Annotated in this window: 12 protein-coding genes; 10 read left to right on the top strand and 2 right to left on the bottom strand. The window is 43.0% G+C overall.

Features of this window, described 5'->3' with window-relative positions; genetic code table 11:
* The first annotated feature begins 2 nt into the window (after positions 1 to 2).
* The 7 genes from ACFI6G_RS13335 to nqrM all read left to right on the top strand — a co-directional run bounded on the left by ACFI6G_RS13335 (position 3) and on the right by nqrM (position 5,945).
* The gene (locus tag ACFI6G_RS13335) at positions 3 to 1,247 is read left to right on the top strand and encodes an NADH:ubiquinone reductase (Na(+)-transporting) subunit B (RefSeq protein ID WP_010439046.1); all 1,245 of its coding nucleotides are present in this window, start codon (positions 3 to 5) and stop codon (positions 1,245 to 1,247) included.
* Positions 1,237 to 2,004, top strand: a complete 768-nt coding sequence (locus tag ACFI6G_RS13340; RefSeq protein WP_010439050.1) for a Na(+)-translocating NADH-quinone reductase subunit C — start codon at positions 1,237 to 1,239, stop codon at positions 2,002 to 2,004. Before ACFI6G_RS13335 ends, ACFI6G_RS13340 begins: the two co-directional genes overlap by 11 nt.
* The gene (locus ACFI6G_RS13345; RefSeq protein ID WP_010439052.1) at positions 2,004 to 2,636 is read left to right on the top strand and encodes an NADH:ubiquinone reductase (Na(+)-transporting) subunit D; all 633 of its coding nucleotides are present in this window, start codon (positions 2,004 to 2,006) and stop codon (positions 2,634 to 2,636) included. Before ACFI6G_RS13340 ends, ACFI6G_RS13345 begins: the two co-directional genes overlap by 1 nt.
* 7 nt (positions 2,637 to 2,643) lie before the next feature.
* The gene (gene nqrE / locus ACFI6G_RS13350) at positions 2,644 to 3,240 is read left to right on the top strand and encodes an NADH:ubiquinone reductase (Na(+)-transporting) subunit E (protein WP_009848375.1); all 597 of its coding nucleotides are present in this window, start codon (positions 2,644 to 2,646) and stop codon (positions 3,238 to 3,240) included.
* 29 nt (positions 3,241 to 3,269) lie between these two features.
* The gene (gene nqrF, locus ACFI6G_RS13355) at positions 3,270 to 4,496 is read left to right on the top strand and encodes an NADH:ubiquinone reductase (Na(+)-transporting) subunit F (protein WP_010439056.1); all 1,227 of its coding nucleotides are present in this window, start codon (positions 3,270 to 3,272) and stop codon (positions 4,494 to 4,496) included.
* 173 nt (positions 4,497 to 4,669) lie between these two features.
* Complete coding sequence (locus tag ACFI6G_RS13360) at positions 4,670 to 5,674, top strand: FAD:protein FMN transferase (RefSeq protein WP_010439058.1); 1,005 nt, start codon at positions 4,670 to 4,672, stop codon at positions 5,672 to 5,674.
* Positions 5,675 to 5,690: 16 nt separating this feature from the next.
* Positions 5,691 to 5,945 carry a (Na+)-NQR maturation NqrM gene (gene nqrM / locus ACFI6G_RS13365; RefSeq protein WP_010439061.1) on the top strand — a complete coding sequence of 85 codons (255 nt, stop codon included), beginning with the start codon at positions 5,691 to 5,693 and terminating at the stop codon, positions 5,943 to 5,945.
* Positions 5,946 to 6,039: 94 nt separating this feature from the next.
* Here nqrM and ACFI6G_RS13370 read toward each other — a convergent pair whose 3' ends face one another.
* A complete protein-coding gene (locus tag ACFI6G_RS13370; RefSeq protein ID WP_462710302.1) occupies positions 6,040 to 7,290 on the bottom strand; it encodes a GGDEF domain-containing response regulator in 1,251 nt (416 codons plus the stop codon).
* A gap of 163 nt (positions 7,291 to 7,453) precedes the next feature.
* Between ACFI6G_RS13370 and dinB the strand changes: the two genes are divergently transcribed.
* Positions 7,454 to 8,530, top strand: a complete 1,077-nt coding sequence (gene dinB / locus ACFI6G_RS13375; RefSeq protein ID WP_171343827.1) for a DNA polymerase IV — start codon at positions 7,454 to 7,456, stop codon at positions 8,528 to 8,530.
* 95 nt (positions 8,531 to 8,625) lie between these two features.
* Here the strand turns inward: dinB and ACFI6G_RS13380 are convergent, their stop codons facing one another.
* The gene (locus ACFI6G_RS13380) at positions 8,626 to 10,560 is read right to left on the bottom strand and encodes a RecQ family ATP-dependent DNA helicase (protein WP_010439066.1); all 1,935 of its coding nucleotides are present in this window, start codon (positions 10,558 to 10,560) and stop codon (positions 8,626 to 8,628) included.
* A 145-nt stretch (positions 10,561 to 10,705) separates the two neighbouring features.
* Here ACFI6G_RS13380 and ACFI6G_RS13385 point away from each other — a divergent pair, with 145 nt between their 5' ends.
* A complete protein-coding gene (locus ACFI6G_RS13385; protein ID WP_016784781.1) occupies positions 10,706 to 11,179 on the top strand; it encodes a GreA/GreB family elongation factor in 474 nt (157 codons plus the stop codon).
* Positions 11,180 to 11,266: 87 nt separating this feature from the next.
* Positions 11,267 to 12,061, top strand: a complete 795-nt coding sequence (locus tag ACFI6G_RS13390) for a YggN family protein (protein ID WP_016787615.1) — start codon at positions 11,267 to 11,269, stop codon at positions 12,059 to 12,061.
* Positions 12,062 to 12,278 lie beyond the last annotated feature (217 nt).

Below are 12,278 nucleotides of genomic sequence, written 5' to 3' on the forward strand. Positions count from 1 at the left end.
TCATGGGCCTTAAAAAGTTTATTGAAGACATCGAGCATCATTTTGAACCAGGTGGTAAACACGAAACGTGGTTTGCGCTTTACGAAGCTGCAGCAACACTGTTCTACACACCAGGTACAGTTACAAAGAAAAGCTCACATGTCCGTGACAGCGTTGACTTAAAACGTATCATGATCATGGTTTGGCTTGCGGTATTCCCAGCAATGTTCTGGGGTATGTATAACGCAGGTGGTCAAGCTATCGCAGCACTAAACCACATGTATTCAGGTGCAGAGCTGGTTTCTATCATTGATGGTAACTGGCACTACTGGCTAACCGAAATGTTAGGCGCCTCCTTAGGGGCCGATGCAGGTTGGGGCAGTAAGATGCTCTTGGGTGCGACTTACTTCTTACCTATCTACGCAACGGTATTTATCGTTGGTGGTTTCTGGGAAGTACTGTTCTGTATGGTACGTAAACACGAAGTCAACGAAGGTTTCTTTGTTACTTCTATCTTATTTGCGCTTATCGTTCCGCCAACACTTCCTTTATGGCAAGCAGCATTAGGTATTACCTTCGGTGTTGTTGTTGCTAAAGAGATCTTTGGTGGTACGGGTCGTAACTTCCTGAACCCTGCGCTTGCTGGTCGTGCGTTCCTGTTCTTTGCATATCCTGCACAGATTTCAGGTGACGTAGTTTGGACTGCAGCTGACGGTTTCTCTGGTGCAACTGCGCTTAGCCAATGGGCTCAAGGCGGTGGTAGTGCACTAATGAATACAGTATCTGGTGAGACGATCACTTGGATGGATGCGTTCATTGGTAACATCCCAGGTTCTATCGGTGAAGTATCAACGCTTGCACTTATGATCGGTGCTGCAATGATTGTATACATGGGCATTGCTTCATGGCGCATCATTGCTGGTGTAATGATCGGTATGATTGCTGTATCAACATTGTTTAACGTGATCGGTTCTGACACTAATGCAATGTTCAGCATGCCTTGGCACTGGCATCTAGTTTTAGGTGGCTTCGCATTTGGTATGTTCTTCATGGCAACAGACCCTGTATCAGCGTCATTTACCAACGGTGGTAAATGGTGGTACGGCATCCTAATCGGCGCAATGTGTGTAATGATTCGTGTAGTTAACCCTGCATACCCAGAAGGCATGATGCTTGCGATTCTATTCGCAAACTTATTTGCTCCTCTGTTTGACCACGTTGTAATCGAGAAGAACATTAAGCGGAGACTAGCGCGCTATGGCAAGTAATAACGATAGCATTAAAAAGACGCTGTTTGTTGTTATCGCATTGAGCCTAGTGTGCTCAATCATCGTTTCAACAGCTGCAGTTGTTCTTAAACCTAAGCAACAAGCTAACGCAGTTCTGGATCAGCAAACTAAGATCCTTGAAGTTGCGGGCATTGAACTTGCAGGTGATATTCCAGCACTGTACGCAGAGAACATCGAACCTCGTTTAGTTGATTTCGCTACTGGCGATTTCGTTGACGGCGATGCTGCTGCATACGACCAACGTAAAGCGGCAAAAGATCCAGCTCAGTCAATCAAGCTTTCAGCTGAAGATGACATCGCTAAGATCATTCGTCGTGCTAACATTGGTACGGTTTACCTAGTGAAAGATGGCGCTGAAACTTCTAAAGTTATCATCCCTGTTCACGGTAACGGTCTATGGTCAATGATGTACGCATTCGTTGCGGTAGAAACTGATGGCAACACAGTTTCTGGTATCACTTACTACGAGCAAGGTGAAACTCCTGGACTTGGTGGTGAAGTTGAGAACCCAACTTGGCGTGCTCAATTCGTTGGTAAAAAGTTATTCGACGACAACCACAAACCAGCTATCAAGGTAGTTAAAGGTGGTGCTCCTCAAGGTTCTGAGCACGGTGTTGATGGCCTTTCAGGTGCAACACTGACCAGCGTTGGCGTTCAACATACATTTGACTTCTGGTTAGGTGAAATGGGCTTTGGTCCGTTCCTAGCAAAAGTTCGTGATGGAGGTCTGAACTAATGTCTAGTGCAAAAGAAATTAAAAAGAGCATCTTAGCGCCAGTGTTGGATAACAACCCTATCGCGCTACAGGTTCTTGGTGTGTGTTCTGCTCTTGCGGTAACCACTAAGCTAGAAACAGCATTTGTTATGACTATCGCGGTAATGTTTGTTACTGCTCTGTCTAACTTCTTCGTTTCTTTGATCCGTAACCACATTCCTAACAGTGTGCGTATCATCGTTCAGATGGCAATTATCGCATCATTAGTAATCGTGGTAGACCAAGTGCTTAAAGCATACCTATACGATATCTCTAAGCAGCTATCTGTATTTGTAGGCCTAATCATTACTAACTGTATTGTAATGGGTCGTGCTGAAGCATTCGCAATGAAGTCTGCACCAATCCCATCTCTAATCGATGGTATTGGTAACGGTCTTGGTTACGGTTTCGTTCTTATCACTGTTGGTTTCTTCCGTGAGCTTCTAGGCTCTGGCAAACTATTTGGTATGGAAGTACTACCTCTAGTGAGCAACGGTGGTTGGTATCAGCCAAATGGCTTGATGCTTCTAGCACCTTCTGCGTTCTTCCTAATTGGTTTCTTGATTTGGGCAATTCGTGTGTTCAAACCAGAACAAGTAGAAGCGAAGGGGTAAGGTAGTCATGGAACATTATATTAGTCTGCTAGTTAAATCGATTTTCATCGAAAACATGGCGCTTTCTTTCTTCCTAGGTATGTGTACATTCCTAGCGGTATCTAAGAAAGTTAAAACTTCTTTTGGTCTTGGTGTTGCGGTAGTTGTAGTACTTACAATCGCTGTTCCTGTAAACAACCTTGTTTACACACACATCCTAAAAGAAAACGCGCTTGTTGAAGGTGTCGATTTAAGTTTCCTTAACTTCATCGCATTCATCGGTGTTATCGCGGCACTTGTACAAATCCTAGAGATGGTTTTAGACCGTTTCTTCCCACCTTTGTACAACGCACTAGGTATCTTCCTTCCACTGATCACAGTTAACTGTGCAATCTTTGGTGGTGTATCTTTCATGGTAACTCGTGACTACAACTTTGCTGAGTCTGTTGTTTACGGCTTCGGTTCTGGTGTGGGTTGGATGTTAGCTATCGTTGCTCTTGCGGGTATCCGTGAGAAGATGAAGTACTCTGACGTACCTCCAGGTCTACGTGGCCTTGGTATCACGTTCATTACTGTTGGTTTGATGGCGTTAGGCTTTATGTCTTTCTCTGGTGTTCAACTGTAGGGTAAGCACCCAGTAATAAGGAATAACAAATGCAAAGCATTATTCTTGGCGTAGCGATGTTTACCATTATTGTACTGGCTCTAGTTCTAGTGATTCTTTTCGCTAAGTCTAAGTTAGTACCATCAGGTGACATCACTATTTCAGTAAACGGCGACCCTGAAAAGGCGATCGTTACTCAACCTGGTAGCAAGCTACTTGGTGCCCTAGCTGGCGCTGGTATCTTCGTATCTTCTGCTTGTGGTGGCGGTGGCTCTTGTGGTCAGTGTCGTGTAAAAGTTAAGTCTGGTGGTGGCGACATCTTACCTACTGAACTTGATCACATCACAAAAGGTGAAGCTCGCGAAGGCGAACGTCTTGCATGTCAAGTTGCTATGAAAACTGACATGGAGATTGAACTAGACGAAGATATCTTTGGTGTTAAAAAGTGGGAATGTACTGTTATCTCGAATAACAATGAAGCTACTTTCATCAAAGAATTGGCTCTAGCAATCCCTGAAGGTGAAGAGGTTCCGTTCCGAGCGGGTGGTTATATTCAGATTGAAGCTGAACCACATCACGTGAAATACGCAGATTACGATATTCCTGAGGAATACCGTGGTGACTGGGATAAGTTCAACTTGTTCCGTTACGAGTCTATCGTTAAAGAGCATTCGATCCGTGCTTACTCTATGGCTTCATACCCAGAAGAGAAAGGCATCATCAAGCTTAACGTGCGTATCGCAACTCCGCCGCCAAATAACCCTGATGTAGCTCCTGGTGTGATGTCTTCATACATCTGGTCTCTTAAAGAAGGCGACAAATGTACTATTTCTGGTCCATTTGGTGAGTTCTTTGCTAAAGACACAGACAATGAAATGGTATTCATCGGTGGTGGTGCAGGTATGGCGCCAATGCGTTCACACATCTTCGACCAACTTAAGCGTCTTAACTCTACTCGTAAGATGTCTTACTGGTATGGTGCACGTTCTAAGCGTGAGATGTTCTACATTGAAGATTTCGACGGCCTAGCGGCTGCAAACGAAAACTTCGTGTGGCACTGTGCACTGTCTGATCCTCAACCAGAGGACAACTGGGACGGTTACACAGGTTTCATCCATAACGTATTGTACGAAAACTACCTGAAGGATCATGAAGCTCCTGAAGATTGTGAGTACTACATGTGTGGTCCACCAATGATGAATGCTGCTGTTATCGGCATGCTTAAAGATCTTGGTGTAGAAGATGAAAACATCCTACTAGATGACTTTGGTGGTTAATCCATTTAAGTGATTGATATTATGGCTGACTCCTACGAGTCAGCCATTTGTTTTTCTAAGATAGCTTTTGACAATACAACGGCTTATATAAGAAAGAGTAAGGTGTTAAAAATACCTATTTATTCTCTTATTTTTCCTTATATAAATCCTCAACATTAAATAGGAGTAAGCAAGTGAGAATTTGGCTTGTTGCATTAACTTCTTTGATTTTTCTTGCTGGCTGTGAGCAGCCAAGAGAGCAAGTGCATTTAAGTGGCCCAACAATGGGCACCAGTTATAACATTAAGTATATCAATGGTGATGAGTTTCCTGAGTCAAATGAAGTTCATACCGAGATCGATCGTCTGCTTGAAGAAGTGAACGATCAAATGTCGACTTACCGTGAGGACTCTGAGCTGAGCCGTTTTAATCAACATCGTGGTGCTGACGCTTTCGAAGTTTCTGAACAAACTGCTCTTGTAGTGAAAGAAGCAATTCGTTTGAACGGTCTTACTGAAGGCGCGTTGGATGTTACTGTAGGTCCTCTGGTTAATCTGTGGGGTTTTGGCCCTGAAGCTCGCCCTGAAGTAGTTCCAACAGATGAAGAATTAGCGGCTCGCAAGGCAAAGGTTGGTATTCATCATCTTAGCGTTGAAGGCAATAAACTGAAAAAAGACTTACCAAACTTGTATGTTGATCTTTCAACTATTGCAAAAGGTTGGGGCGTTGATGTTGTTGCAGATTATCTGGATTCAATTGGCATTCACAACTATATGGTAGAAGTGGGCGGGGAAATCCGCTTGAAGGGTTTAAATCGCGAAAGTGTAGGCTGGCGTATCGCTATCGAAAAACCAAGCGTTGAAGAGCGTAACATCCAAGAGATTATTGAACCAGGTGATATGGCGATCGCGACATCTGGTGATTACCGTAACTATTTTGAGCGTGATGGTGTGCGTTACTCTCACATCATTAACCCAGAAACAGGAAAGCCTCTTCACCATAAAGTGGTTTCTGTGACAGTTTTAAACCCGTCTTCAATGACTGCAGACGGCTTATCTACTGGCTTAATGGTCTTAGGTGAGGTTAAAGGAATGGAAGTCGCAAACCAACATGACATCCCAGCATTCATGGTGGTAAAAACAGCAGATGGCTTTAAAGAAATTGCTTCTGAAGCATTTAAGCCATACTTAGGTAAATAAGGTAAGCGAGAGAATTATGAATACATTTCTGATTACATTTGGTGTTTTTCTTGCCGTAATCACAGCAATGTCTATTGGCTATATAGTCCAAAAGAAAGTTGTGAAAGGCAGCTGTGGTGGCTTAGGTGCTGTTGGTATCGATAAAGTATGTAACTGCCCAGAACCTTGTGATGCGCGTAAGAAACGTGAAGCGCGCGAAGCATACCGTGAAGAAAAACTGGCTGAACGCCAACAAAAAGAAGCGTCTTGGAATAAAGACCGTATTGCTTAATTTGCGATATTGATTCTGGAGCTGGTGTCACCGAGCTCCTTAAAATGCAAAGAGCTCAAGGCCAATGGTCTTGAGCTCTTTTGTTTTGGTTGAGTCAGTTTAGTTGCGATTTTTCAATTTGTTGGTTGTTGCGAGCGAATATGAGCTGGTTTCTACCTTGCTCTTTTGCGGTATACAACAATTCATCTGCGGCTTTGATTTGTTCATCCAAACTGCCAACCAAGTCAGTAACACCGATACTCATGGTTACTTTAATCGATTGTGAATCATGCATTACGTTTTGGCTTTGTATCGCAACCCTCATTAATTCTAACTTCTCGACAAAGGCCTCAAATGGGCCACATGATTGAATACAAAACTCTTCACCACCGAAACGAACCGCTACGTCATCTTTAAAGTGGTCTTTGATGATCTTTCCTACTTCAATCAGCACTGCATCGCCACCGTCATGGCCGTAGGTATCGTTCACTTTCTTGAAGAAGTCGATATCCATCATCGCGATGCTTCGTTGCTCGCAACCTTTACATGTTTGATTGAATAGGTAACGACGATTCCAAAGGCCAGTTAAGGCATCTTCGTTGGCATGCCGAAATAGCTCGTTGGTCGCTTCTTTCATATCTAGCAACTGATGGATACGACAGAAAAACTCTTCTTGGTTAAAGGGCTTATAAAGGAAGTCGTTCGCGCCAGCTTTGAGGAAGCGTGCTGTCATGGTGCGGTCATCACTGCCAGATAGACCTAGAATCGCGAGTTGATTACGGTCGTGGTGAACTCGAATATCGCGGGTCATCGAAATACCATCTTTGTTTGGCATATCGTGATCAGTAACGACAAAAGTAATATCAGTATCGTTTCGGAGAAGCTTTAGTGCTTGTTCTCCGTCTTCGGCCTGGACCGTTTGAATGTATTGATGTTCTAAAAGTTGCACGATATACCGACGAACCACAGTTGAGTCATCTACGACCAGAGCTTTGTGATGTCGATTATTCGAGATTCTTTTGACGAGAGGAAGTAAATAACTTACCGATGACATGCTGTCTTTGAGGATGTAATCAAGCACACCTTTAGCGAGCACCTGCTCTCGAAGTGTGTTGTTGAACATGCCAGTGAGCACTATGATCTTTTGTTGGTAGCCAAGTACTAAATCAATGATCTCGCCATCTTGACCGTCGGGTAAGCAGTAATCTAATACCGCACACAAGAAGTCTGTCTCTTGCTCTAAGATAGCTTTCGCTTGTGCCACTGATTCGGCTAACTTTACGTCATAGCCATCGTTCTTAAGTTGTTGGTAAAGGTAGTTTCTGAATGCACGGCTATCTTCTACCACTAGTATTTTTTCACTCAAAAGCGATCCCTACTTATAGACTAAATACTCGTTAACAATACTATCAGAATTGTAGGTGGCTATTGAAGTGAAACCTGTTGAGCTGGACTCTATATCATTTTAAATTTGAGAATAATTGATTATACTGTTCATAGATACAGTTGTAAGGTTGAGTTATTTCTAGATGCGTAGTGCGGACCAAGATAAAGTGAGAAAAATAATCCATGTTGATATGGATTGTTTTTACGCAGCTGTAGAAATGCGAGATAACCCGTCTTATCGGAATCGACCGCTCGCAGTGGGTGGTCATGAAAAACAGCGCGGTGTTTTGAGTACGTGTAATTACGAAGCGCGAAAGTTTGGTGTTCGTTCTGCAATGCCGACAGCTAAAGCTCTACAACTGTGCCCTGGTTTGCTAGTTGTTCCAGGAAGGATGCCGGTCTATGTAGAGACCTCTAAAAAGATTCGTGAGATATTTTCTCGATATACATCCATCATTGAACCTCTGTCTTTGGATGAAGCCTTTCTTGATGTTACGGATTCGAAGCAGTGTCTTGGTTCAGCAACATTGATTGCGGAGTCGATTCGTCGTGATATTTGGAATGAACTCAACCTGACGGCTTCTGCTGGCATTGCCCCAATAAAGTTCTTGGCGAAAGTGGCTTCAGATCTGAACAAGCCTAATGGTCAGTTTGTTATTCCGCCTCAAGACGTACAAGCTGTTATTGACGAATTACCACTCGAAAAGATTCCCGGTGTTGGTAAGGTGAGTATTGAGAAGCTGCATCAATCGGGTTTCTTTACTTGTAAGGACATTAAAGAATCTGACTATCGAGACTTACTACTGAGGTTTGGCCGCCAAGGTGCATCACTTTGGAAGCGTAGCCACGGCATTGATGATCGAGAAGTTATCATTGAGCGAGAGAGAAAGTCGGTAGGCGTAGAACGTACCTTCACTCAGAACATATCAACATATGCTGAGTGTTGGCAGGTGATAGAAGATAAGCTATTTCCTGAACTTGAAACTCGTTTAGAAAAAGCCAGCCCAAGTAAAGCGATTATCAAGCAAGGAATTAAGCTCAAGTTTGCTGATTTTCAACAAACCACTATTGAACACATCCACGCCTCTTTAGATCGCGAACACTTCAAAGAACTGTTAAGTGAAATACTGAAAAGACAACAGGGGCGAGAAATACGCCTTCTTGGTTTAAGCGTAATGCTGCAACCCAAAGACCAAATGCGTCAGTTGAGTTTCTTTTAGGGGAAGGCGTTGAGAGCTTGAGTTTAGAAGTGCTGGTGTTTGAATACCGACTAGACTTCACAGCCTAATCGGTTTATCTAAATATGGAAGTTGGCTTACCTAGGAAGCTGTTTAACTCGCGCTAAGGTATCACTGAATGGCTGTTGTTCTAATTTTCCGTAACCCACCATTTTATTGGCTTTAAGCTTGGTTGAAAGCGGGGTGGCGATTCCGCATAGAAAACGAGTAATGGCTTCGTCGGTAATCAATTGTTGACTCTTAGATACGAACTCATGAATCCATGTCATCACAGTTTCATCGTCAACCGATTCTACATCGACAGTTGGTAGTATTGCAATTTCTCCTCTACATACAGAGCAGTGACCACAGTTTGTTGGCGCTTTGTCATCGGCAAAATAGCTCGCAAGACGAGAGCTTAGGCAAGTATCGCCTTCAAAAAAACTCAGCATTTGGTTAAGACGGTTGATTTCACTGTTTTCTTTCGCCTTAAATAGCTCAGTTAGACGTTCCGACAGTTGCATCATATCTTCAGAGGTATTGTGGATTGTATACACATCCGTGATCTGCTTACTTTCTAGCTCAATCCAGCCTTGTTCATTAAAGTAATCGATAGCCGCAACAACACGCTGACGATCGGCCTGGAAGTGTGTCCACAACGCATCGAAATCAACTTGGCACCAAACTCTCGCTTGAGGAGAACATTGGAAAATTGCTTCTACGAAGTGTCGACGTTCTCCTTGAAACTGCTCCGTGATCTGCTGCTTAGGGCGAATGAACTTAAATTTATAATCAGCAAAGTAGCTGTATTTAGGCTCAATCACACCTTCAATTTCGAGATACACCAGTAGTGTTTTTAGCGGTAACTGACGAATGTTGGACTCTCGCGATAGTTGGTTGAGCATGATTTCCCATTGGTTCGTGCCAGAAGCACCAATGTTCTGGTTTTCGTATATCTCTTTTAAGACCGCTTGAATGGATATGTTGTCTGGCGTGTCGCCAAAGACAAAGTTCTCTAGAGTACTTAGGCCATACTTGTTGGCGAGTAAAATACATTCAGATGGCTGACCATCTCGTCCTGCCCGTCCAATCTCTTGCGAGTAATTTTCTATCGATTTTGGTAGGTCGAAGTGAATGACTCGTCGAATATTTGATTTGTCGACACCCATTCCAAAAGCAATCGTCGCCACAATACAGTTCACTTCGTTATTCATGAATTGTTGTTGAATCGTATCTCTATTTTCTGGCTTAAGACCCGCATGATAAGCTACGGCGTTAATGCCAGCATTACGAAGCTGTTGAGCTACCATTTCTGCCGTTTGCTGAAGAGTGACATAAACAATGGTTGGCGCTTGAGATACCTGGTTAACGACATTACACAAGGTTTCTAGCTTATTAGTTTGCTCACAAGGTTGAATCGATAGGTCGAGGTTTTGACGATAGAAACCCGTGACCACAACACGCTCTTCAGCGATCTCAAACTTAGATTTCATATCTTGGATAACAGATGTTGTTGCGGTTGCTGTGAGCAGCAATACTTGAGGAATATTGAGCTGTTTTTGGTATTGAGGCAGCTTCAAGTAGTCTGGTCTGAAGTTGTGCCCCCATTCTGAAATACAGTGCGCTTCGTCGACCACGAGTAACGAGATCGGTACTTGGGAAATAAACTGACGAAAGCGTTCATTCTTCAGGCGTTCGACCGAGATCATCAGGATCTTGGTGTCTCCGTTACGTACCGACTGCATCACTTGTTGGGCGGTTTGCCTGTCTTGGCTTGATTCGATGGCGGCCGCGCTTATGCCTTTGCTGTGCAAGAAGTTGAGCTGGTCTTTCATTAAGGCTAACAGTGGAGATATCACTAAGGTTAAGTGTGGTAGCTCTAGTGCTGGTAATTGATAGCAAAGCGACTTGCCTGAGCCTGTAGGGAATATCGCGGCAGTAGAGTGTCCAGATAGAACATTATCAATGACTTGCTTTTGCCCATTACGCAGTGAGTCGAATCCGAATACTTGTTTTAACTTCTGCTCAATCATTTATGTTCTACCTGAGTTATTAAGTGTCGTATTGATGCTAAAGCGGTCACCTCTCGATGATAGCGCTGCTTTATGAATCAAATGTCTTGCACCTGATTGTACCTAATTCTATTCTGTAGCTCCTATAGAAAAGCACTTCAAAAGTATGAATAAGTCTGAGCTTCTACAAATAATCATAGAGCAACTTGAATCCCGATTACGTATCGCACAATCTGCGACTCAACGCGCCATTGACGCTGCGACAGATGAAGAGACAGTACCTGAGCATAAGTACGATACATTGGCACTAGAAGCTTCATATCTTGCCCATGGTCAAGCGATGCGAGTGCAGGAGTGTGAAGATGATATCCAGTGCTACCGAAATCTCGTCTTACGAGACAGTGAAAAGATTGCAGTAAGCAGCTATGTTGTGGTTATTGACGAAAATGATGAATGTAAACACTTTTTCATTGGGCCAAGAGTCGGAGGACTTTCTGTCGCGTGGAATGATAATGAGGTTGCTATCGTAACGGTGAACGCACCTTTTGGTCAGGCTCTAATGGGTAAAGAAATCGGTGATGAGGTTGAGTTCATGGTTGCTGATAAGCGATTTTTCTATGAAGTGGTATCGATTGACTGAATATTAGACCAATAAATATAAACGTTTCTCTGACAAAGAAGCATAAACCAAGGGTATAGTCATTAGTCAGATTAATGAGAGGATGTTATGAAAAGCAATGTATTTACGAAAAACCGTGTATTTACGAAAAACAATGTATTAATCGCATCGTTAACAGCGGTAATCTCTTTTGTGAGCCTGCCAACTTTTGCTTCCCAGTGTCGAGTTGATTTGAAGAATGAATTACGAATTGATGATCAAAAAGTCGAAATCCATCAAGTAAACGGTGATACAGCGATTCTCGATGGCAACAACGATCTTTATATTCATGGTGAAAAGGTGGCACTTGATGCCGTTCAACAAGCGGCGATTGAAAAATACCGCGACAGCATGAATGAGTATTTGCCTCGTGCAAAACAAATGGCGAATGACAGCTTAGCCTTGGCGAATGATGTTATTGATGACATCGCTGCCAGCCTAGATTCTCCAGAGTCGTTTGATAATGTAAAAGAATCAATGAAAACGTACTTTGCTGAATTAGAGTCTCGTTACTATAAAGATGGCGAGTTAGTCCTGCCGGCTGACAGTTTCGATTCTATGGCCAATGGCTGGTCTGAAGATTTCGAAAAGGCTAAGGAGATCTTTAACCAAGAGTTTATCTCAAGTGCCTTTAATGCGATGTCTGAAAAGATGAAGCAAGACGGTGGTTTAAACCTTACCGAATTGGCTGATAGTATGGCTGAATTAAAGCTTAAAGTTGAAGAGCGGATGAAAGAGCATGCTCAACAAATGGAAGAGGAAGGCACTGAGTTCTGTGATTCTCTTGATGAGATGGCAGAACAAGAGAAAGAATTGCATGAAATCATCCCTAACCTAAAAGACTATCAAGTATTCACTATTTAATCTGAATTTAACGATGAAGAATAAGAGCACCGGTTGGTGCTCTTTTTGTATGTGTGTCTTTATGGATGTAGGTGTTTATGGAGCTATGGGTTCAGCCGCACGAGCAACTAACTCGAGATACTCTATTTTTCTTAGCCCGCATCTCGTTTTGTCGTTATCCAGTAAACGATAAGACCAGTTATTTGTTAACTATGTGGTTATAAATAGCGTATTGATT

Source organism: Vibrio sp. PSi01, from assembly GCF_054960695.1.

What these genes read in the sequence shown, in the direction of transcription:
- ACFI6G_RS13335 (WP_010439046.1), top strand. Translation starts at nt 3, where the DNA reads ATGGGCCTTAAAAAGTTTATTGAAGACATCGAGCATCATTTTGAACCA.
- ACFI6G_RS13340 (WP_010439050.1), top strand. Translation starts at nt 1,237, where the DNA reads ATGGCAAGTAATAACGATAGCATTAAAAAGACGCTGTTTGTTGTTATC.
- ACFI6G_RS13345 (WP_010439052.1), top strand. Translation starts at nt 2,004, where the DNA reads ATGTCTAGTGCAAAAGAAATTAAAAAGAGCATCTTAGCGCCAGTGTTG.
- nqrE (WP_009848375.1), top strand. Translation starts at nt 2,644, where the DNA reads ATGGAACATTATATTAGTCTGCTAGTTAAATCGATTTTCATCGAAAAC.
- nqrF (WP_010439056.1), top strand. Translation starts at nt 3,270, where the DNA reads ATGCAAAGCATTATTCTTGGCGTAGCGATGTTTACCATTATTGTACTG.
- nqrM (WP_010439061.1), top strand. Translation starts at nt 5,691, where the DNA reads ATGAATACATTTCTGATTACATTTGGTGTTTTTCTTGCCGTAATCACA.
- dinB (WP_171343827.1), top strand. Translation starts at nt 7,454, where the DNA reads ATGCGTAGTGCGGACCAAGATAAAGTGAGAAAAATAATCCATGTTGAT.
- ACFI6G_RS13380 (WP_010439066.1), bottom strand. Translation starts at nt 10,560, where the DNA reads ATGATTGAGCAGAAGTTAAAACAAGTATTCGGATTCGACTCACTGCGT.
- ACFI6G_RS13385 (WP_016784781.1), top strand. Translation starts at nt 10,706, where the DNA reads ATGAATAAGTCTGAGCTTCTACAAATAATCATAGAGCAACTTGAATCC.
- ACFI6G_RS13390 (WP_016787615.1), top strand. Translation starts at nt 11,267, where the DNA reads ATGAAAAGCAATGTATTTACGAAAAACCGTGTATTTACGAAAAACAAT.